This window comes from Burkholderia anthinoferrum (assembly GCF_002925705.1).
Classification (GTDB): Bacteria; Pseudomonadota; Gammaproteobacteria; order Burkholderiales; family Burkholderiaceae; genus Burkholderia; species Burkholderia semiarida.
This window is the reverse complement of the sequence record NZ_LFZP01000051.1, coordinates 36,657-58,193: the sequence shown is the minus strand read 5'-3', so window position 1 is coordinate 58,193 and position 21,537 is coordinate 36,657. Positions and strand designations below refer to the sequence as shown.

General features: G+C 66.4%; 21 protein-coding genes. 11 read left to right on the top strand and 10 right to left on the bottom strand.

Translation table 11 applies throughout. From position 1 onward, the window contains the following. Window positions 1-15: 15 nt before the first annotated feature. The 4 genes from C5F75_RS20640 (at window position 16) to fumC (ending at window position 4,689) form a co-directional block, all read left to right on the top strand. Window positions 16-837, top strand: coding sequence for a hypothetical protein (locus C5F75_RS20640; RefSeq protein ID WP_059577571.1), 822 nt, complete (start codon window positions 16-18; stop codon window positions 835-837). A gap of 126 nt (window positions 838-963) precedes the next feature. After that, window positions 964-2,193: a pyridoxal phosphate-dependent aminotransferase gene (locus tag C5F75_RS20635; protein WP_059577574.1), complete on the top strand. Its 1,230-nt coding sequence runs from the start codon at window positions 964-966 to the stop codon at window positions 2,191-2,193. Between the two features lie 118 nt (window positions 2,194-2,311). Beyond that, on the top strand, window positions 2,312-3,142 hold the full coding sequence (locus tag C5F75_RS20630; protein ID WP_059577576.1) for a hypothetical protein: 831 nt from the start codon (window positions 2,312-2,314) through the stop codon (window positions 3,140-3,142). 161 nt (window positions 3,143-3,303) lie between these two features. Then, on the top strand, window positions 3,304-4,689 hold the full coding sequence (gene fumC, locus C5F75_RS20625) for a class II fumarate hydratase (protein ID WP_059577580.1): 1,386 nt from the start codon (window positions 3,304-3,306) through the stop codon (window positions 4,687-4,689). Window positions 4,690-4,864: 175 nt separating this feature from the next. Here fumC and C5F75_RS20620 read toward each other — a convergent pair whose 3' ends face one another. Next, on the bottom strand, window positions 4,865-6,115 hold the full coding sequence (locus tag C5F75_RS20620; protein ID WP_059577583.1) for an ATP-grasp domain-containing protein: 1,251 nt from the start codon (window positions 6,113-6,115) through the stop codon (window positions 4,865-4,867). A gap of 28 nt (window positions 6,116-6,143) precedes the next feature. Continuing rightward, window positions 6,144-7,088: a hypothetical protein gene (locus C5F75_RS20615; RefSeq protein WP_059577586.1), complete on the bottom strand. Its 945-nt coding sequence runs from the start codon at window positions 7,086-7,088 to the stop codon at window positions 6,144-6,146. Between the two features lie 162 nt (window positions 7,089-7,250). On the opposite strand from C5F75_RS20615, the gene C5F75_RS20610 reads away from it, so the two are divergent. Further along, the gene (locus C5F75_RS20610; protein ID WP_059577589.1) at window positions 7,251-8,126 is read left to right on the top strand and encodes a LysR family transcriptional regulator; all 876 of its coding nucleotides are present in this window, start codon (window positions 7,251-7,253) and stop codon (window positions 8,124-8,126) included. Window positions 8,127-8,144: 18 nt separating this feature from the next. Here the strand turns inward: C5F75_RS20610 and C5F75_RS20605 are convergent, their stop codons facing one another. Then, window positions 8,145-9,413: an ATP-grasp domain-containing protein gene (locus C5F75_RS20605; protein WP_059577592.1), complete on the bottom strand. Its 1,269-nt coding sequence runs from the start codon at window positions 9,411-9,413 to the stop codon at window positions 8,145-8,147. A 55-nt stretch (window positions 9,414-9,468) separates the two neighbouring features. Beyond that, window positions 9,469-10,917 carry an MFS transporter gene (locus C5F75_RS20600; protein WP_059577595.1) on the bottom strand — a complete coding sequence of 483 codons (1,449 nt, stop codon included), beginning with the start codon at window positions 10,915-10,917 and terminating at the stop codon, window positions 9,469-9,471. A gap of 406 nt (window positions 10,918-11,323) precedes the next feature. Between C5F75_RS20600 and C5F75_RS20590 the strand changes: the two genes are divergently transcribed. Next, window positions 11,324-12,445, top strand: coding sequence for a TauD/TfdA family dioxygenase (locus tag C5F75_RS20590; protein ID WP_059577598.1), 1,122 nt, complete (start codon window positions 11,324-11,326; stop codon window positions 12,443-12,445). A gap of 96 nt (window positions 12,446-12,541) precedes the next feature. Continuing rightward, a complete protein-coding gene (locus C5F75_RS20585) occupies window positions 12,542-13,492 on the top strand; it encodes an ABC transporter substrate-binding protein (RefSeq protein ID WP_059577601.1) in 951 nt (316 codons plus the stop codon). A 107-nt stretch (window positions 13,493-13,599) separates the two neighbouring features. On the opposite strand, the gene C5F75_RS20580 is transcribed toward C5F75_RS20585, so the two are convergent. From C5F75_RS20580 to C5F75_RS20555, 6 genes are all read right to left on the bottom strand, one after another. After that, window positions 13,600-14,139: an AidA/PixA family protein gene (locus C5F75_RS20580; RefSeq protein WP_060010551.1), complete on the bottom strand. Its 540-nt coding sequence runs from the start codon at window positions 14,137-14,139 to the stop codon at window positions 13,600-13,602. A gap of 64 nt (window positions 14,140-14,203) precedes the next feature. After that, window positions 14,204-14,707, bottom strand: coding sequence for an inclusion body family protein (locus C5F75_RS20575; protein ID WP_059577607.1), 504 nt, complete (start codon window positions 14,705-14,707; stop codon window positions 14,204-14,206). A gap of 293 nt (window positions 14,708-15,000) precedes the next feature. Further along, on the bottom strand, window positions 15,001-15,384 hold the full coding sequence (locus tag C5F75_RS20570) for a GtrA family protein (protein WP_104012761.1): 384 nt from the start codon (window positions 15,382-15,384) through the stop codon (window positions 15,001-15,003). Window positions 15,385-15,397: 13 nt separating this feature from the next. Beyond that, the gene (locus tag C5F75_RS20565; protein ID WP_059577610.1) at window positions 15,398-16,441 is read right to left on the bottom strand and encodes a glycosyltransferase family 2 protein; all 1,044 of its coding nucleotides are present in this window, start codon (window positions 16,439-16,441) and stop codon (window positions 15,398-15,400) included. Window positions 16,442-16,465: 24 nt separating this feature from the next. Further along, on the bottom strand, window positions 16,466-17,845 hold the full coding sequence (locus C5F75_RS20560; RefSeq protein ID WP_059577613.1) for a glycosyltransferase family 87 protein: 1,380 nt from the start codon (window positions 17,843-17,845) through the stop codon (window positions 16,466-16,468). Further along, entirely contained in the window at window positions 17,842-19,080 is a 1,239-nt protein-coding gene (locus C5F75_RS20555) for a glycosyltransferase family 87 protein (protein ID WP_059577618.1), read from the bottom strand. The genes C5F75_RS20560 and C5F75_RS20555 overlap by 4 nt, the downstream gene beginning before the upstream one ends. A gap of 1,052 nt (window positions 19,081-20,132) precedes the next feature. On the opposite strand from C5F75_RS20555, the gene C5F75_RS20550 reads away from it, so the two are divergent. From C5F75_RS20550 to C5F75_RS20535, 4 genes are all read left to right on the top strand, one after another. Further along, a complete protein-coding gene (locus C5F75_RS20550) occupies window positions 20,133-20,324 on the top strand; it encodes a Flp family type IVb pilin (protein ID WP_006483618.1) in 192 nt (63 codons plus the stop codon). A 149-nt stretch (window positions 20,325-20,473) separates the two neighbouring features. Then, entirely contained in the window at window positions 20,474-20,665 is a 192-nt protein-coding gene (locus C5F75_RS20545; protein WP_059577621.1) for a Flp family type IVb pilin, read from the top strand. A gap of 82 nt (window positions 20,666-20,747) precedes the next feature. Then, window positions 20,748-20,954, top strand: a complete 207-nt coding sequence (locus tag C5F75_RS20540; RefSeq protein WP_060010543.1) for a Flp family type IVb pilin — start codon at window positions 20,748-20,750, stop codon at window positions 20,952-20,954. Window positions 20,955-20,982: 28 nt separating this feature from the next. Then, the gene (locus C5F75_RS20535) at window positions 20,983-21,522 is read left to right on the top strand and encodes an A24 family peptidase (RefSeq protein ID WP_059577626.1); all 540 of its coding nucleotides are present in this window, start codon (window positions 20,983-20,985) and stop codon (window positions 21,520-21,522) included. Window positions 21,523-21,537: the final 15 nt, after the last annotated feature.

The window sequence follows — 21,537 nt, the reverse complement described above, 5'->3', positions numbered from 1 at the left end:
ACCGGAGAGAAAAGGATGGAAACGTTTCAATCGCAAGCGGGGTTGCTCGATATCGTCACGCCTGTGCTTAACGGGATGAAAGGCGGCGTCCTGAAGGAGGCGCTCGTTGCGGCCTTCTCGGCCGAGGAGGAGGCGCTTCGGGACATCGAAGGTGCATTCCGCCGGTTGACGGAGCGCGGCTATTCGGCGCCGGCTCTTCGCACCTTTTTCGCCAGCTGGTCGAAGACCAACAATTCCGCGGCGAGCGTCTCCGGCCTTGCAAACCGGATCACGCTGCTGGCGCGCTCCGACGCCGGTTCGGCGGCGTCGAACCAGCTTCATGACGTATGCGCGAGCCTGCAGCGCATCACCGACGAGGATCTCGGCGCGCTGGGCGGCGTGCTCCATGCCGATCTCTTCTATACGATGGCGACGGCTGCGTGCGGTGACGACACGTGGCTGCTGAAGTCCGCTTGCCTTCCGTCCGCGCAGGCATTCAAGGACTGGACGGATCGTCAGCGGCTGAAGGAACGGGATATCCTCCTCGGCCTGCTTACCACGCTGGTTCACGAGGTTTACACGCACGGTGAAGTCGAGTTCATCCACGATCTCTACAAATCCTGGTTCCACACGCACGTCGGCATTCCGGCCGATCGCGTGCGCCACATCGTCGCGTGGGTCACCGTGCATACCGGCGGGACCGAGAGCAATCACTTCGGGCACGCCGTACAGGCGGTCAACGCGTTCGCCGACGCAATGCAGGTAACGATCGACGCATCGGCCGCGACGACGCTGTTCCAGGACTACCTGCGTCGCAAGGCGACCGTCATGCGCGAGTGCGCGCAAGCGCTCGTCTGACGCAGTGCGGGGTCGGCCCAGGTGCCGACCTGCCGGATTCAGTTCGCACAACTGATTACCGAGGCGAAGCCCACGACCGGCTCGCCTTGCCGTGGCTCCATTTCATTGGTTTTCGCCTACGACGACATGAATACACGCGACATCCCGCAAATCGAGTTGCCGTTGTCGGACCGTGCGCGCAGCGTTACCGCACCGGGCACGTCGAGCATGCGCAGCAAAGCAAACGCATTGAAGGACCGTGGCGTCAAGGTCATCAATTTCGCTGCCGGAGAACTTTCTTTCGATGCATGCCCGCCCATGAAGGCGGGCGCGATCGATGCGGTGGAAAGCAGGCGCAATCGTTATACGCCGCCGATCGGATTGCCACAACTCCGAGAAAAGCTCGCGGAAAGCGTGAGCCGGCGATGCGGGGCGATGTTCACGGCAGACGAGATCGCCGTCACGGCGGGCGCGAAGCAGGCGCTCTTCAATGCGTCGATGGTCCTGCTGAACCCCGGTGACGAAGTGATCGTTCCGACTCCCTATTGGGAGACCTTTCCGACCCAGATCCGGCTCGCCGGTGCGACGGCCGTCTGCGTCGACACGCAGGCCGATCAGTACCGACTGACCTGGCGTTCGGTCGAGGGCGCGCTGACGGACAGAACCCGAATGATCGTGATCAACACGCCCAACAACCCGACGGGAACGGTCTATCAGCGCGAGCAGTTGCTTGGAATCGCAAAGCTCGCGTTCGACCGCCAAATCTGGGTGGTGTTCGACGAGTGCTATCGGCATCTCGTCAGGCATCCGCACGAGCATCACAACATCCTGTCGCTTTTCGAGCCGCTCAGGCGACAGACGGTCCTCGTCGACTCGTTTTCGAAAAGCCAGGCCGTGACTGGCTGGCGCGTCGGCTACGCGTGTGCGCCGGCGCACGTGATAGCCGCGATGCACAATCTGCAGGGGCATACGACGTCGAATCCCAGTAGCCTGTCGCAGTACGCGGCGCTGAGCACGATCACGTCCGGTTCCGACGCATTCATCGCGGAGATCAACCGGTTCCTCGAGCAGCAACTGACCACGGCACGCACGTTTCTGGACCGGATCGCGGGCGTCGCCTATGCCCCGCCGGAAGGCGCGTTCTACCTGTTCGTCGATGTCTCGGAAAAGTTGGGCCGCCATTACCGCGGGCAGCGGATCCGCGACGTCGACCATCTCGCCGAACTGCTATTGACGGAAGCGCACGTCGCTGTCGTTCCGGGCGCCGGCTGCGGCGATTCAAACTGCATCCGGATCTCCTATGCAATCGAACATGAAGAATTGATCGAGGGCCTGCTTCGCCTCGGCCGGTTCGTGGCGGAGATCGACGTCGATTGAACCCGACGGTTGGCGCCGCCACACGGCCCGATCGGCTTGTCGAGTAGCGCCGACATTGGGGGCGCCGATCGTGCAAGCCTCATCACGATCGACACATTCATCAATCGAGGAGGAAGACATGGAGCATTCGACGCACGCTTTCATCGATTACGTCAACGACGCACTGATCGACGTGGAGGACAGGCGGCTCGTCGACGCGCTGCTGACCGGCTTCGAAAATAATCGCGACAGGTTGCGCGAATACCGGAAGACCTATGAAGGCATCACGTCGGGAAAATGGACCACCGACTCGCTTTGTACCTTTTTTTGCGGATGGCGCAGCCCGGATGGCGCCGCCCATGCCGTATCGAGCATCATCGTGCGTCTCCTGCAGGAATCAGAGTCGCTCGATGGCGAACGGAACAAGGTGAAGATGCTGACAGCCGCGCGACACTGCGGCGAGATCATCGTCGAGGATATCGGCCTCGGCGAGCTGCACGGACATCCACACCATTCGAAGCTGTATCACCGGATGGCAACCGCCATCTGCGGTTCGGACAACTGGCGCCTGCAGGACCGGTTTCTCGATCCCGTCACGAAGGAATTCTCTGCATGGGTCGGACAGAAGCGCCCGCTCGCACCGGACCTGATCGAGGCCATCGAGATGATGGCGATGACCGAGCTGTTCAATACGGGCGAATACAACCTGATGACGCCGATGTGGAAGAAATGGATCCGCGAGTCCTTCTCGGTCACGGCGACCGAGGTCAACCGGATCGCATCGTTTCTGAGCGTGCATTGCGGAAGCGTCGAAGCGCGGCATTTCAGGCACGCGGCCGACGCGCTGACGCTTTATGCGGAAGCGTCGAACCAGGAGATCAACTATCGCCGTATCGGCATGCTGTCCGACGAGTACGTGATCCGGGCATGCGAGCACCTTGGAAAGATGGCATCGGTGCTCCGCGCGTAACGGGCCAGGGAAACGAGCCGGCGGGCCGCATCCCGGCGCGATAGGCGAGGCCGGAGCGGGAAGCCGCCAGTGCCTGCCGGCGAATGCATTCGCATCCTGCTTCGCCAGATGAATGAGTCCAACGCTCGCCGCGGCGAGCGACTGAATCGAGGTCAACAAACATGCGTATCGAATCGGATTCGATGGGTTCCATCCAGGTCCCGTCGGAAAAATACTGGGGTGCACAAACCGAGCGTTCCATCATGAATTTCCCGATCGGCCAATCCCGCTTCAAGTGGGGAAGATCGATCATCCATGCAATGGGCATCCTGAAGAAGGCCGCGGCGCTGGCGAATCTCAAGCTCGGCGAATTGCCGGAGGCGATCGCCATCCCGATCTCGGAGGCGGCGGACGAAGTGATCTCCGGGGCGCTCGACGATCATTTTCCGCTGGTGGTGTTTCAGACGGGCTCGGGCACGCAGTCGAACATGAATGTCAACGAGGTCATCTCCAATCGCGCAATCGAAATGAAGGGCGGGGTGCTCGGCAGCAAGACGCCGATTCATCCGAACGATCACGTCAATCGCGGCCAGTCGTCGAACGACACGTTTCCGACTGCGATGTATATCGCGGTCGTCACGGAACTGTTCGACACGTTGTTTCCGAGCGTGATGGCATTGCGCGATACGTTGCTGGAGAAATCCGAGCGGTATTTCGACGTCGTGAAGGTCGGGCGCACGCACTTGCAGGACGCGACGCCGATCACGTTCGGGCAGGAGATCGGCGGCTGGGTGAAGCAGATCGACTATTCGCTCGCGTCGATTCGGACCAACCTGACTGGGCTGTACGATCTCGCGATCGGCGGCACGGCCGTGGGCACGGGGCTGAACGCGCATCCGCTGTTTGGTGACACGTGCGCGGCCATCATCGGTGAACTCACGGGGCATCCGTTCCGGTCGTCGGCCAACAAGTTCTTTGCGTTGTCCGCGCACGACGCGCTCGTCAGCACGTCCGCGGCGATCCGAACGCTCGCGATGGCACTGCTGAAGATCGCCAACGATGTTCGCTGGCTGGCAAGCGGGCCGCGCTGCGGGATCGGCGAGATTCATATTCCCGAGAACGAGCCAGGCTCGTCGATCATGCCGGGGAAGGTCAATCCGACGCAATGCGAAGCGCTCACGATGGTTTGCACGCAGGTATTCGGCAACGATGCGACCGTCGCATTCGCCGGGAGCCAGGGAAATTTCCAGCTCAACGTGTACAAACCGGTGATGGTCCACAACGTGCTGGAGAGCATCACGCTGCTCGCCGACGCGTGTCGCGCGTTCAACGTGCATTGCGCGGTCGGCATCGAGCCCAATCTGCAGCAGATGGACGAGAACCTCGAAAAGAATCTGATGCTGGTCACCGCGCTCAATCGTCACATTGGCTACGACAACGCAGCGATCGTCGCGAAGACGGCTCACCGCGAAGGGAAATCGCTGAGGGAAGTCGCGAATGCGCTGGGATTCGTCGCACCGGAGGATTTCGACCGATACGTCGTGCCGCTCGACATGACGCGATCCTGAAAGGGTATCGACGAGGGGACCGATCGCTGTTTGCTCTATGTCGAGGCCGGTTCGGACGGGGGCATGATTCACGGCCGCACGAGCCGCGATGCCTCGGCATCGATGGAATCGTCGATCTGGTGCCGGGCACGCGATGAACGCCCACAATCGTTCTGGAGAGGGCCTGGCGCATGCGTCAGGCCATTTCTCCAGTTGAAGGCTTCAAATCAGGAGAGGGAGCTGTCGCCAGCGTCGGCTCCACGACGGCGCCGTGCTCAGCCGTCGAGCCAGCGTCGTCCTCAGCACCGCGTACCGCCGGCAACGCAACCCGCACATAAAGAAATGCGCGCCGTTCGCGATCGGGCAGCACTTGCGGCCCGTAGCTGATCCTTACCGCCCCGTCGTCGATCTCGCCGGCCTGCGCAAAGCGCCACGCACCGGGATCGCTGTCGAGCAGGAATTCGGCGCGCGCATACGCGTGCGGCTCGAACAACTCGGGAATCGTCACCGTTTTTCCGTCGAGCCTGTCGAGCAATGCTTCGACCACGTTGAAGCCGTAGCCGTCGCGCACGATGTCGCAGATGAAGCTGCCCGCGATGCGCGGATTCAGTTCGATCACGTGCGGCACGCCGTCGTGCACGATGCAGTCGAGATGCACGGGCCCCCACGTGAGCCCGGCGGCGGCGGTCGCGCGCGTGCCGACGTCGATCAGCGCGCGCAGCGTGTTGGCGTCGAGATCGAGTTCGGACGTATACCCGCGTTCGAGAAAACCCGCGCCATGCCGCTTGAGCTTGCGCAGTGCGCCGACGTAGCGGCCGTCGAAATACTCGACGCAGTATTCGCTGCCCTCCAGGAATTCCTCGATGACGATCCGCTCGGTCGCAAGCGATCGTGCATCGGCCTGCACGGCGGCGAGCGCATCGAGCTGCGCGCGCACGGCGGCGATGTCCTCGCAGCGGCGCACGCCGTCGCTCGCGGAGCCTTCCGACGGTTTGACGACGACCGGAAAGCGCAACGGGGCGGCGGCCGCCGCGAGCGCCGCCGGCGCGGCCAGCGTACCCGACACGAACTGCGCGGCCGGGATGCCGTGCGCGGCGAGCAACGCCTTCTGGTTCGACTTCGACACCGCGTGCGCGACGTGCCGCGCATCGGGGCCGGGCAGCCCGAGCGCATCGGCAACCCATGCGGCGGTGCGCGCATAGGTGTCGTGCGCGGTCGTCACGCGCAGCGTGTCGAGTTCGTCCGGAAAGCGTGCGCGCAGCCAACCGGCGAGCTGGTCGGCGTCGGGCGCGAGGTTGACCGTCTCGACGCCCGCGGGAAACACGCCGTCGAGACGATGGCCGGGCGCGGTGACGACGGTCACGGCCACCTGGCGCGCGAGGGCGGCGCGCACCAGCGCGACGCTGCTGCCGGTGGCGCGTGCGCCGATCACGATGAGTCGCTTCATGGTGAATCCTTGATCGAGGACGGGAGAGCTAGCGTGCGCGCCGGCGCAGGTGCTGCGCTTCGAGGCGGGGCAGCAGATGCTGAACGACGCGCGGCAACGTATAGATCGGCAACTGCGCGCACGCGAACACGAGCGCCATGGTCGGCGTGGCGGCCAGTCCGAGCGCGGCCCACATCAGCCCGACGTTGCGATTGGCGACGATCAATGCGACGTTCAGGCGCGTGCGGACATCGCCGGGCGTGAGCCCGTACGCGACGATCTGGAAACCGGCGTTGACGGCGAACGCGAGGGCGATCGCCGTCAATGCGCGGTGCGGCGCGTCGATGATCGACTGCTGCATGCCGGCCATCGTGCCGAGCGCGAAGATCAGCAGCGCGACGACGACGATCGCGTCGATCGGCGTCGCATGGCGCGCGAGTCGCGCGCCGGCAAAGCGCCGCACGAGCAGCGCGACGCCCTCGGCGCTGCCGATCAGTAGCGCGAGCCGCAGCGCGAGGCTCGACGGCGAGATCGACACCACGGCGTCGTGACTGAACCAGGCCGTCAGCAGCGGCGCGGTCAGCGGCACGAACACCATCGACGCGAGGGTCGCGACGAGCGCGACACTGGCGTCGAGCGACAGCATCCGCGCGATCGTCGACGTGCCGCTCGATGGCGGCGCGCAGTACGCGATCACCAGCGCGACGACCCAGTCGTACGGCAAACCCGCGAGCCGCGCGGCGACGCCGAGCGCGATCGGGCACGCGATCATCGTCAGCGCGGGCAGCAGTAGCGACACGGCGGGGCGCCGCGCGACCGCGCGCACGGCGCTCGGCTCGACGCGCAGCAGCGTGCCGAGCACGAACAGGAACACGGTAACGGGCATCAGCGGCCGCGCGAGCGCCGCGAGCGGCGGCACCAGCAGCCCGAGGCCGACGCCGCACGCGAGCACGGTCGGGCCGCGCCGCACCAGCGCGGCAATCAGTGCGCGCACGGACGAACCTCGGGCCGGCGGCGAACGGGAGTGAAGCCGAAGCGGGCAGCGAATGGCATGCGGATTCCTCGGAAGGGGCCAGCACGGAATACGCGCTAGGCTAATCCGGATGGTGGGCGAAGTAAAATGATATAAACTGAATCGGTAACAAGAGAAACTGATATGAACATCCCATTGCTCGAAACTTTCCGGGCCGTCGTGCAGGAAGGCAGCGCGTTGCGCGCGGCCGAACGGCTCGGCTGCACGCAGTCGAACGTCACGGCGCGGCTGCGTCAGCTCGAGGAATCGCTCGACGCACCGCTGTTCGACCGCCATGGCAAGCGGCTGGTGCTGAACGATGCCGGGCGCCGGCTGATGCCGTATTGCGACCGCATCCTGCGTCTCGTCGACGAAGCGACGCAGGTGGTGCGCGAAACGCCGGTTGCCCGTAGCTTCCGGCTCGGATCGATGGAAAGCACGGCCGCCACGCGGCTGCCTGCGCTGGCCGCCGCGCTGAAGGAGCGCGACCCGGCGCTCGGCCTCGCGGTGCAGATCGGCAGCGAGCCCGATCTGGCGGATGCGCTGCTGCGCGGCCGGATCGACGCGGCGCTCACCGCACGCGCGGTCGTGCGGCCCGGGCTGCGTTACGAGCCCGCGTTCGCGGAGGACATGGTGCTGGTGAGCGCCGCGACCGTCACGCGCCGGCAACTGCTGGCCGACAACGCGGTGCGCCTGCTCGCGTTTCACGACGGCTGCCCGTACCGCGCGGTCGCGGAGCACTGGCTGAAGGCGCGCGGCGTCGCGATCGAATCGGTGTCGTCGTTCGGCACGTTCGGCGCGATCCTCGGCTGCGTGGCGGCCGGGATGGGCGTCGCGATCCTGCCGAAGCGGATCACGACCGAGCACGTGGCGCGCAAGGAACTGCGCGCGCATGCATTCGACGATCTCGACAGCGTGACGACCTACCTCGTCACGCCCGACGAAACGCCCGCGCTGCCGGAACTCGACGCGTTGCGCGCGGTGCTCGGCCGGCAGGCCGGTGCGCTGCTCGCGCGCTGACACGGGCACGCCGCGACCCTAGACCGGCGCGACCGCGCCTTCGTCCGCGAAGAAATCGGCCTCGATTTCGCGAATCCGCCGGCAATCCTCGAGCAGCCGTTCGAAGGTCGGGCTATACAGGCCGACCGTGCCGAGCGCCGTTTGCAGGTCGGTGGTCACGCGCAGCGTGTCGCCGACCTTGATCCACTGCTTGAGCCCGACGAACGACGGCAGCGCCTGAATCGCCTGCCACGTGAAATCCTGCCGCAGCACGCCGTTGCGCGACGACAGCAGCAGCACGTGACCGCAGTACCCGCGAAAATCCGTCGGCGCGGCGACGTCGCCGAACAGCCGCTCCGGATGCAGCACTGCTTCGACGGTGGCCGATACGTGATTCTCGCCGCTGACCGCGCTCGTCAGCCGCGGATCGAGACTGCCGTGCAGCCGCGCGTTCAGCTCGACGATGGTCGGGCCGTCGGCCGTATCGAACAGCTCGAGGTGGGTCGGCCCGAAGCGCACGTCCAGCGCATCGAGCACGTCGGCCGCGTAGTCGAGCAGCGGTGCGTAGCGCGGGTCGGCATGGTTCAGCACCAGCATCTTGTCGAGCCGCGGCGCGTGCGTGCGGTCGCGATGCACTTCCCACAGGCTGACCACGCGATGGCGGCCTTCGAACGACACCGAATCGACGATGTATTCCTGCCCCTCGGAATAGCTTTGGATCACGATGTCGTCGTTCGGCTGGTTGTACAGCGAACGGGTGTTCAGCACGTCGCGCGCGGCGGCCTCGACCTGCTCGAGCGTTCGGCAGATCTTCACGCCGGCCACGCCCGCGCTGCGCGCCGGCTTCACGACGAGCGGCAGTGTGCGCTGCGCGCGCGCCCAATCGAGCGCTTCATCGACCGACGTGCTGTGGAAGTGCGCCGGCGCGCGCAGCCCGGCCTGGCGAATGCGTTCGTTCATCGCGAACTTGTCGCGTCGCGCGGCGGAGGTGGCGAGCGGGTTGCGATACGGCACGTCGAGCCGCTCGGCCAGCGTGTCGGCCAGCTCGAGCGCCGCGTCGAGGCCATGCAGCACCGCGCCGATCCGCAGGTCGCCCAGTTGCGCGAGCGTCGCGTCGATGTCGCCGCGATGCTGGACCTGCCGGATGTAGTCGGACGGCACGAACTGGTCGCGGTAGATGGCCGGCAGATCGGGGTCGCTGATCACGTGCGCGCAACGGATGCCGTATGCGCGAAACGCAGGGGCCAGGTAGGCGGCGGTCGACGCGCCGTCGACGATCAGGACGGTATCGATGAAGCGATGCTGCATGGATTCCTCTCGCTCGGATGGAAAATCGGTTGAAGGAGTGCGTGCGGCAAGGTGCTCAGGCCCGCGTGCCGGTATCGCGGGCGTCGCGAGGCCAGCGCACGGCCAGCACGACGCAGAGTGCGACGAGCACGGCCGCGACGGCGAACGCGCGCGCCGCGCCGGCCACGATCGCCGCGCCCTGGCCGGCGACCAGCGCGCCGAGCGCCGCGACGCCGATCGCGGCGCCGACCTGACGTGCGGTATTGAGGATCGCGGACGCGGTGGCCGAGCGGCCGGCCTCGACGCTGCCGAGCATCGTCGACGTCAGCGCGGGAATCGCGATGCCGCCGCCGATCGCCATCGCCGCGAGCCCCGGCGCCAGCAGCGCGTACGGCGTGTGCGCGGCGAGCGTCCGCCACAGCCACACGTAGCCGGCGAGCGACACGGCGAGGCCGACGATGACGGTCGCGCGGAATCCGTGGCGGACCGCGAGCCGCGCGCTCGCGATGTTGGCGAGCATGATGATCGTGAGCGGCGCGAGCGCGAGCCCCGATTCGGTTGCCGTGAAGCCGCGCGCGTTCTGGAAATAGAGGCTGAGCGAGAAGATCAGCCCGTAGAACGCCGCATTCGTGATCGCGCCGATCGCGAGCACGCCCGGCACGCGCGCGATCCGGAAGAACGCGAGTTGCAGCATCGGCGCGGCCACGCGCCGTTCGATCGCGATGAACGACGCGCCGAGCGCGACCGACGCGATCAGCGCGCCGGCCGCGTAAGGGTCGCCGATCCCGTGCGCCCCGGCCCGGATGATGCCGCCCGTCAGCAGCCCGAGCACGAGCACCGCGACGAGCTGGCCGACCGGATCGAACAGCCGCGTGCGCGCGGCGGCCGAATCCTGCACGTGGCGCAGCGTGAGCCACAGCCCGAACGCGCAGATCGGCAGGTTGATGAAGAAGATCGCGCGCCAGCCGAGCGAATCGATCAGCAGGCCGCCGAGCGTCGGCCCCGCCGCGCTGATCGCGCCGCCCGTCGCGCTCCACCACGCGACGGCCTTCACGCGTGCGGCGGCATCGTTGGCGCACGCATGCGTGATGAGCGCGAGCGACGTGGGCAGGATCATCGCGGCGCCGACGCCTTGCGCGACCCGCGCGACAACCAGTGCCGCCAGCGACGGCGCGAGCGCGCAGCCGAGCGATGCGAGCAGGAACAGCGCAAGGCCGTACGCGAACAGCCGGCGGCTGCCGAAGCGGTCGGCCAGCGTGCCCGACGTCAGCAGCAGCGCGGCGAACGACAGCGTGTAAGCATCGACGATCCACTGCAGCCCGTGGACGCTCGATCCGAACGCGTGGCCGAGGCTCGGAATCGCGACGTTGACGACGGTCACGTCGAGCTGGACGATCGCGAAGCCGAGGCTCGCGGCCGCGACGGTCGGGAAGATGGCGCGCAGCGACGTGCGCGGCGAACCGGTGGTGGCGGTGGCGGTCAGCGCGCGGTCGACGCGGTCGAGCGCCGGGGCACGGTCGCTCATCGCGGCTCCCGGTGCGTGCGGGACTTGTGGATGGTGCGGGACGGCAGGCGGTATCGATTCATCTGGCAGGTTTCCGTATGGCGCATCAAGGGAGCCGGCTGCCCGTCGGGCGCCAGCCGCGGCGTCGAATCCGACAGAAAACTAGCATCGACCCATTGGCGAATACAAATAATAAGCAACGATTTTTTAACAAGTATTCGTGTTAAGGGTCGGCACAAAACGCGGTGAACCGGTTCCGTCCGCATTGCTGAACTTATATCGATAATTTTTGTTTGCAATCGAATTAATATCATTTCGAAATGCAATGACGGTCTCCTAGTCTTGTCGAGCGCTTCGCCCCGAGGACGGCGGCGCGCGGCGGCGATGCCATGCCGCTCTTCGAACCAGATCTTTATACGAGAGACCTATGACCTATCTCGCAGATGCACGCATCGCCTTGACGGCAGCGGAATCCGCTCACATCCGCACGACGCTCGGCGCGCTGGATTACGACCCGGCCGGCGGCGCAGGCTATATCAGCGCAGTTCGCAAGCTGGCCTACAACGCGTTTCCCGACCGGATCGTCGACGCATTCGACCGGGCGAAGGCGCCGACGGCGGACGCGCACGGCTCGATCGAGATCGACAACCTGCCGATCGACGACGGCGTGACGGGCAGCCCGCGATTCGAGGAAACCGGCCGTTCGTTCAAGGCCGGCGTGCTCAGCGAGAACGTGCTGGTCGCGTTGAGCACGCTCGCCGGCGAGCCGTACTCGATCGCGCACGAAGGGCGCGAGCTGGTGAACAACCTGACGCCGCACAAGGCGACCGCGCGCGACTACACGGGCCTCGGCTCCGAGGTCGAGCTCGACTTCCATATCGAGAACGCCGCGCAGGCGCACATGCCGGAAGGCGACACGTCGCCGTTCGCGCTGCTGCTGCTGGGCGTGCGCAGCGAGGCCGGCGGCGGCCCGTACACGCGGCTCGCCGATGCGCGCCGCGCGCTGCAACTGCTGTCGCCGGACGATATCGCGCAACTCTACGACGAGCACTACATCATCCGCGTGCCGTACCGGTGGCGCGGCGCGACGCCCACGCCGCGCGACAACACCGACCTGAGCGCGGTGCTGTCGGGGCCGCTCGACGCGCCGCGCGTGACGGTCGCGTTCTATCCGGACATGGTGCTGGCCGTCAACCCGCGCGCGCAGGAAGCGCTGGCCAACCTGTATCGCGCGGTGCGCGAGGTGTCGTTCGGCGTGCAGGTGTCACCGGGCAAGCTGGTGCTGATCAACAACCATTTCACGCTGCATTCGCGCGACCGCTTCGATCCGCAGTACGACGAGAACGACCGCGCGTTCCGCTGGGTACAGCGCGTGTTCGTCGCGCGCAGCCTGTGGAATTTCCGTGCGTTCACGCCGCTGCAGGCACGCGTGTTCGACCCGAAGGCGGTGTATGCGGGCGAGTCGGCGCACGCGAGGCCTCCGTCGCCCGTCGTGCAACCGGTGCCGCGGCGTGCGGCCGCGGTCGAACTGGACGCAACGCCTGCGTGACCGAGCCGGCGGGGCAGCGACTGGCTTCGGACGTTGCCGGCCCGCTGCCCGCGCCTGCTTCGCGCATCCCCGAATAAAAACAGGATTCCACAAGACATGAGAAGAAACGCTTTTCCCGTCGCACGCATCGCACGCCTCGCCCGCGTGCTGGCCGCCGCGCTGATCGCCGCGAACGCCGTCGCGGTACACGCCGCGTCGTTCGACTTGAGTCCCGAGCAGCCGGCACGGCAGCGCGGCGCGGTGAATCCGGCGGTCGAGCAGGCGCTGCCGGCCGGCTTCCGGTTCGCCGAGGCGAACACGCTGACGATCGGCATCGCGCCGAACCTGCCGCCGCTCAGCACCTATGCGACCGACGCGCGCACGGTGGTCGGCTTCGATCCCGATCTCGCGCAACTGATCGCGGACAGCATCGGCCGCAAGCTGAAGATCGTGCCGCTCGCGTGGGCCGACTGGCCGCTCGCGCTGCAGTCCGGCAAGGTCGATGCGGTGATCTCGAACGTGACGGTGACCGAGCAGCGCAAGGAGAAGTTCGACTTCTCGACCTACCGGAAGGATCAGCTCGGCTTCTACGTGAAGACCGGCAGCAAGCTTGCCGCGATCCGCGAACCGAAGGATGTCGCGGGGCTGCGCGTCGTGACCGATTCGGGCACGAACCAGGAAAAGATCCTGCTCGAATGGAATCGGCAGAACGTCGCGCGCGGCCTCGCGCCGGTCGAGATCCAGTATTACGCGGATGCGGCCGAGCGCTGGGTCGCGCTGCAGTCGGGCCGGGTCGACACGATCTTCAGCGTGAACTCGATGCTCGCGTACCAGGCGTCGCTGCGCGGCGATGCAAAGCTGATCGGCACCGTGAGCGGCGGCTGGCCGCGCACCGCGGATATCGCGATCACGACCCGCAAGGGCAGCGGCCTCGCCGAGCCGCTGACGCTCGCGATCAATGCGCTGATCGCGAACGGCAGCTACCGGAAGGCGCTCGACCACTGGCGGCTGGATGCCGAGGCGATCGACCGGTCGCAGACCAATCCGCCGGGGCTGCCGCGCACCTGAGTACGGCACGCGGCGGGGCGCACGTGAGCGTCGTCGTAGCCGTCCTCCGCCCCGATTGCGTTGAAGTCGGTATTCACCGGCAACGTGAAACGGCCGTCGCGATCCGGCTACGGTGTGGCGCCGGGCTGTTTCGTGTCCGGCCCGCTGCCGGCGATCTCGATCGTCGTTTCCCAGCGGAAATAGCCCGATACGGCGCCGTCGCGATCGAGCACCGCGAAATCGGCCGTGCACGTGGTGGCGCCCGGGGCCAGCACCTCGCCGCGCCAGAAATGGTCCTTCATCGGCTGGCACGACGGATGCAGCAGGTCGTCGCCGTTCGGCACCGCCGTGGCGGCGTCGCGGATCTCCGCTTCGATCGGCGCGACGATGCCGGCGTCCTTCAGCGCGAACCGGACGAACAGCACGGTCACCTCCGCGCGCAGCGCCAGCGCGGTTTCGCGCAGATGAAGCCGGTCGCCCGGCGACAGGCCGGCAAAGAGCCGGTTGTCGTGGTGGCTGACCTGCCCGGCGTCGCCGGGGCTCAACACGTAGATGTGCCGGCCGTCGATCACGGTGGGCGCGTCGGCGTCCCGGCTCGCATCGGGATAGGCCGCCAGCAGCGTGACGGCGTCGACGATCGCGAGCGCATCGCAACGTACACCAGACATGAGCACGTCCTCCGCAACAAGGGGCGGGACGGGCGGCCGTCGTGCGGCCGCCCGCGTGCCGCGATCAGTTATGGATCGAGATGAACGGATCCCACGAGAAGCAGCCCTGGCTCTGGCAATTGCGATCGATGATCTGGAACAGGAAATGGTAGGTCACGCGGCCAACCTTCAGGCATTCGGACGACCAGTAGTAGTTCGCGACCTTCTGGCACGTCGGCACTTCGGGCTTGCTGGTGTTCGGCACCGGAATCGACGCCTCCGCGACGCGCGGCGTCGGCGTCGAGATCAGGTCGTTGCCGACGTTGCCGATGAACTTGTAGAACACCACCTGGTTCTCGAAGCCCAGCGACAGGCTCGTTTCGCGCCAGCGGATCAGGTCGCCGACCTGCGCCTTCAGGTCGAGCTCGCCGCCCGCCTGGCCGGAGATGACGTTGTCCTGGTTGGTCACCATATAGACATAGTGCCAGTCGATCAGCGTGGGCGCCGCCGGATTCTTGCTGGGATTCGGATATTTTTTGAGAATGGTTTCGGTATCGAACGAAACGAGCACATCGGTAACGCGTGACATAGAAGCTCCCGTTTGAAGTAATGGGACTTATCGTTGCGCGAATTGCTTCGTGCGGCCACCATCGCCTTGTGCAGCAAGGCTTTTCACCGATATCGACACGTGCGGAAGCGACCGCGAATGCAGATTATCCCGTTTGATTGCTTGTGGAAGCTGTAAAAGTAAACAGGTCGATAAAATGATTTATCGGGTTAATTTTAAAATCGGAATCAATCGATTCGATGCGTGACACAAATATCGCGACATTGAATCTGTTAATTGATTGGCCGATGGTTGGCGGGGCCGGGAAGGGGGGCTTACCGATACGTCCAGAGCCGGTGCAGCGCGAACGTCGTCGGCGGGATCAGCAGCGCGATCGCGACGACGCTCATCGTGCGCGACGCATCCAGCGCCTCGGCGGCGCGCGCGAGCAGCAGCGTTTCGACGAACCCGGCGAGCGTGACCGCGAGAAAGCGCGTCGCATTGCGGGTGCGTACCGTCGACGAGAAGCTCCACAGCGTATTCGCCAGATACGAGAACACGGTGGCGCAGAGGAACGCGACCGCATTCGCGGTCACCGGTGTCGCATCGCGCAGCGCGAACAGCGCTGTCGCGACCAGCGTGTGAATCGCGGTCGAGCAGAGCCCGGACACGCCAAAGCGCACGAGCCGCGTGCGCTCGGCCTGGAGCAGGCCGATCATGGCGCCGGTGCGTTCAGCGCGCGCCGATGCGCGGCCGGGCCGGCTGCACGCGCCGGCGTGCGGGCTGGCGGCGTGCATCGCGCGCGACCGGCAGTTCGATCACCTTGCCGTGCGCCTGGTAGCGGCGGCGGATCAGGTAGACGGGCCGTTGCTTCGATTCGTCGTAGATGCGCCCGACGTATTCGCCGACGACGCCGATCCCGATCAGCTCGATGCCGCCGATGAACAGCGTGACCGAGATCAGCGACGCATAGCCGAGCACCGGATTGCCGAACAGCAGCGTGCGCAGGATGATGAACGCGCCGTACACGAACGCGAGCGCTGCGATGCCGATGCCGATGTAGGTCCAGCTGCGCAGCGGCACGGTGCTGAAGCTGGTGATGCCTTCGAGCGCGAAATTCCACAGCTTCCAGCCGGAGAATTTCGAGTGCCCGGCGCTGCGCGGGTCGCGCTGATATTCGACGATCACGGTCTTGTAGCCGACCCACGCGAACAGTCCTTTCATGAAGCGGTGCCGCTCGGGCAGGTTGCGCAGCGCGTTCACGACCTTGCGGTCCATCAGCCGGAAATCGCCGACGTTCTCCGGCAGCTTCACGTCCGACAGCAGGTTGTGCACGCGATAGTAGATCGCGGCGGCGGTGCGCTTCGCGAACGAATCGCACGCGCGGTTGCTGCGCTTGGCCGCGACGACCTCCGCGCCGTCGCGCCAGTGTTCGATCATCACCGGAATCAGGCTCGGCGGGTCCTGCAGGTCGGCGTCGAGCGGGATCACCGCATCGCCGGCCGCTTCGTCGAGGCCGGCCGTCAGCGCGGCCTCCTTGCCGAAGTTGCGGGTCAGGTCGATCACGCGCACGCGCCGCTCGGCGGCGCCGATCCGGACCAGGCGTTCCAGCGTGTCGTCGCGGCTGCCGTCGTTCACGCAGACGATCTCGAAGCGGATCGCGTCGATCGCGCTCAGCAACGGAATCACGACGTCGAAGAAGCGCTCGACGGCTTCGCCTTCGTTGTAGAACGGCACGACCAGCGAGACGAGCGGCGTGTAGATGGATTCCCGCATGATGATTCCCCTTGTGATGTCGCTTTACCTGCCGGCGCCGAGCGTCGGGCGGCCGGTGCGGCGCATGCCGTGCGCCGGGCGGTGGTGTGGCCGGAGCCGGTGGGTGAACCCGGTCTCGGTCGAGGTGTCGCGCGCGTCGGGCATCGACGGCACGTCGCGTCTTTCCCGGGCGATCCGGCTGACGAGCAGCGCGAGCGACGCGAGTGTCGCGAGCGGCATGAACTGGAACGACAGGTGCGGCACGATCGCGAGGCCCGCGAGCGGCATCGGCCACAGCAGCATCAGCCATTCGCGGTCGAAGCGCCGCCAGCCGCGCGTCGACGCATAGCGTGCGTACCACGCGATCACGATGCCGTACCACGTCAGGTCGTAGTCGTACAGATAGGGGCTGACGAGCAGGCATGCGCACGCGAGGGTCGCGGCGCGCAGGGCATACGAGCACGCGCCGCGCCACGCGTAGACGACGGCGACCGCGGCAACCGCCGCCGACAGCAGTTGAAGGCCGCGCGCGACGAGCGCGGGCCAGCCGGCCATTGTCGCGAGCGCGAACATGGTCGGCATGCGTGCGAGCTTCGCGTGACCGGTGCCCACGATCGTGTAGACGTGGGCGATCAGGTGCGCGAACGCGATCCACGGGGCGACGCCGAACGCGAGCGTCGCGAGCAGGGCGCTGACGGCGATCGTCGCGGCCCATGCGGCCAGCGCGCGCCATTGGCCCGCGCACAGCAGCGCGAGCGGGAACAGCACCGCGAGCTGCGGCTTCATCGTCAGCAGCCCGAAACAGATGCCGGCGCAGACGGGGCGGCGTTTCAGCGCGAGCAGGCCGACGGCGGCGAGCGTCGCGGTGAAAAGGCTCGTCTGCCCGACGATCACCGTGAGGAACACGCCGGGGAACGCGAGCGCGCACAGCCACGCGACATCGCGCTGCACGGTCGCGCGCATTGCTGCGGCGAACAGCGCGATGCCGATGCCGAGCCACAGCACGAGCGCCAGCGTGTACGGCAGCCAGCCCAGCGGCGCCACGAGCAGCAGCATCGTCGGCGGATAGAGCCACGGCAGCGTGCCGTCCGCGAGCGTCATCGTCGGGACCGCGAGCTTCTGGACCGCGAACAGCGCGGAGTAATGCCACGCGTCGGCGCCGTGCCCGTGCGCGGCGAGCCATGCGGCGCTCCAGACCGGCGAGAAATCCTGCGACAGCGGCTCCAGCGCGCCGCCGTGCGACAGGTGCACGCGGATCAGGTAAATGGCGATGAACAGCAGTTCCGTCAGCAGCACGGCGGCCGCATAGAGCCGCACGCGATCGCGATTGAGCCAGTGCGGATGGCGGCGCGGGCCGGCGATCGGGAGTTCCGGATGCAGATCGGCATTCGGGTGCGCGTGACGGGCGAACGACGGCGTTTTCATCGTGCGCTCCGCGACGCGAGCGCCGTACGGCGCACGACGACGAACAGCACCGCGAGCAGCACGACCGGCCCGATTTGCGGCAGCTTCATCAGCCGGTTCAGCATTTCGAAGATCGGCAGCAGCCACGCGAGCACGAGAATGCCCTGGTCGCCGGGCAGCCAGCCTTCGTCGAGGCCGTGCGCGATCAGGCAGAAGAGCGCGATGCCGAGCCACGTCAGCTCGTAGTTCCACAGGTACGGCGTCGTCAGCAGCGTGGCGACGGCCAGCACCGCGCCGCGCAACCGCATGTCGCGCGTGCGGCGCCATACGTTGACAGCCGCGGCGAGCGCGACGAGCGCGACCGCCGCCTGGGCGGCCAGCGCGGCCGCCACCGGCGCGCCCGCGAGCCGCAGCGCGGCGAACGGCGTCGGCGACGCGAGCCAGTACGACGCGAGCATGAAATGCTGCGCGCGTACCGTCGACATCGCATGACTCAGCCCGTGCAGCGCGGCGGGGCCGGCCAGCGCGACGCCGGCCGCCGCGAACAGCGTCGCGCTGAGCGCCGCCGCCGCGAAGGTGCGCCACGCACGCGTCGCGATCAGCACGAACGGGAACACGACGGCGAGTTGCGGCTTGATCGCGAGCAGCCCGATCAGCACGCCGGCCAGCACCGGCCGCCTGCCGAGCAGATGCAGCGCGAGCGCGGCGAGGCCGGCGGTCAGGATGCTGTTCTGGCCGAACAGCGCGGACATGCACACCGCCGAATACGCGACGACGACGAGCGCCGCGGCGCGCGGCACGGGAAGATGCGCGCGCAGCCCCGACAAGCGCGAGACGGCGAACGCGTAGCATAAAAGACTGCCCGCGAAAAAGAGGAAGTAAGCGGGCAGGAAAGGCACGAGGGCAACCGGCGCGATGAACAGCAGCATCGTCGGCGGATAGAGCCAGGGAAGCGGCCGGTTTTGCAGATACGCACCGAAGTGCGCGAACTCGGCCTGCAGGAATGACGACGTGTCGTAGGCCGCCGCGGCATGGCCTTGCAACACGAGATGCGATGCGGTCCAGAAGACCGAGAAGTCGGTGCCGGGTCGGGCGGTGGCGTTCGATGTGAAGCCGTCGGTCACGACACCCCAGACGATCAGGAGCGCGACGAAGAGCATCAGCATGATGCAGCTGTACGGAATGATCCGGTCGGCCGTCAGCCATTGAGCACAGCGTATTGCGCGATCGCGCGTTTCACGATTGGCTGTGTACATGATGCCCCGTCTGTGGTTTGGCCGCGTGGTTTGTCGCAGCCGTTCGATGTTGTCGTGCCTGCGGATCGAATCGCGCTGAATTGGCGTTGTCCGGTGAATTCATTGTTGAAGAAAAAATCGCGTGATGCAAACCGCGCACGGCCGGCCGACATTGAATGTGTTCAGCGATTCGGGTGAAAACCGCCGTTTCTGGTATGAGAAAACGCCGCCGCCGGCATTCGTGTTTCTGGCCTGAAACATTCCGCGATTTTTAGCGGCCGGGCATGCCGCGGAACCCGCGATGCCCGGGCGCGCCGCCGCGTCCGGGAAAATCCCGAGAAAATTTTTTTGGACCTTTGTGCAGCGCGATGACGGGGTTTCATGCCGGCTACATGCGCCGGCGCCGCATATATCAAAGTTGAAACATTTCGGCGGCCGGGCGGTTGGCGGGAGGCCGGGTCGATCGCCGAAACCCTTGGTGCGTCTCGATTTCGCCCGGGATGGTCCGCTCTTTGCGTAAGCGTTGGCACGGCAGTCGACGATGTGACGACCGGGCGGTTCGGGCAACAGGCAGCGGAACCGGCTCGCGAATCACCTGCGGAAAAAGTCGGGCCGGAGCGCGTCGGGGTACACGCAGCTCCCGTTCGATCCACCGCGGCAACCGTCGTCGAACGACCCGAGAGACCCGGTCGCTTCAGGGCAATAAGAAATCGGCATGGCAGTACATGGGGAATAAAAATGAAAGACCACAGCACATCGCGGATCGCAAGCCGCGTTAAAGACACATTGCGGCTTTGCCGGGAATTCATCTCCCGTTCAACCGGATTCCATGCGTCGGACGGCCGTCGTGCCGTTCAGTTCGATCGACCTGCCCGGTTCATCCGGCCGGTCGCACCGTACGCGCGTCTCTCATGCTCCGTCTCGCCGATACCCGTTCGCATGGACCGCGGTGGTCCGCCGCGTTTCCGCGACTGATCGTCGGCTTCCGATTTCCAGAGTAGTGCCGGTGGTGCCCACCCCCGACGTCATGACCGACGAAGGGTATTTCATAGCAGTCCGAAAGGAGAACGCTCATGTCAAGAATCATCGAAAAGATCGCGTGGTTCGTCCAGGATCAGGACGGTGTGACGGCCATTGAATACGGCCTGATCGCCGCGCTGATCGCGATCGGCATCGTCGCCGCGCTGGCGACGGTCGGTACGGATCTGAAGACCGTGTTCAGCACGATCGCCGCGGATCTGGACTCGGCGGTAGCAGGCATCTGATGGACGGTACGACGAACGGTTCGCCCGAATCGTCCGGATCGTTCGTCGGCGCCACACGGCATCAACGACATTCCTCGACGTATCGATGCACGGTCGTCCGACCAGCCGGTGCGCGAGGGTTTTGAAAGTCACCACGCAAGGAGAACATCATGTCCAAGTTCATTCAACAAGCCGGCCGTTTCATTCGCGACGAAGACGGCGTGACCGCCATCGAATACGGCCTGATCGCCGCACTGATCGCAGTCGGCATCATCCTCGCGCTGTCGACCATCGGGAAGGATCTGAAGACCGTGTTCAGCACGATCGCGGCCGACCTCGATTCGGCGGTTGCAGGCATCTGATGGAGCGTGCCGTGGACGGCTCGGCTGGTGCAGCGTTCGAGCCGTCCCCGGCGATTCCGTCAACCGGACACCGGAGACCATCATGAAAGCCATCGTGCGTGTCGCCCGTCGCTGGATCGCCGACGAACGAGGTGTGACGTCGATCGAGTATGCGTTGCTCGCGTCGATGTTCGCCATCGCGGTACTGGGCAGCGTCGTCACGCTGAAGGGTTCGCTCGGCGATGCGTACGAGACCATCGCCGCGGCCGTGAGCACCGCCGTGACCACCGCGCTGGCGATGGCTTCCTGATCCACCGATTCGACCCGCGAGGTTCGCCATGTTTCCCGTTGCGCCGCCTTACCCGGTTCCGTTGTGCGTGACGCTGCTCGTGATCGCCGCGGCCAGCACCGACATCGCGACCCGTCGCATTCCGAACCGTCTCGTGCTGCTCGGCCTGGCCGGCGCGCTGGTTGCTCAGTGCCTGTTGCTCGGCGTGCCCGCGGGCGTGCTCGGCTGGCTCGCCGGCGCCGCGACCGGCTTCGGCCTGCTGCTGCCGTTCTACCTGCTGCGCGGCATGGCGGCGGGCGACGTGAAGCTGATGCTGGCGATCGGCGCATGGGTCGGCGCGGAAATGACGTTTTACATCGTGCTGGCCACGTTCCTGGCCGGCGGGATCGGCGCCGTCGCCTACGCGCTGCTGCGCGGGCGGATGCGCCGGATGTGGGCGAACGTGCGCACGCTGGTCGCGCGGCGCTCGCACGCGGCGCGCGCCGAGGCCGCCGACGGCCCGGTCGAGATCGCGTCGGTCGGCACGCTGCCGTACGGCGTCGCGATCGCGGCCGGCACGCTGGGCATGCTGTTCGCGTCGTGCGCATAGCGCGGCGGATCCGAA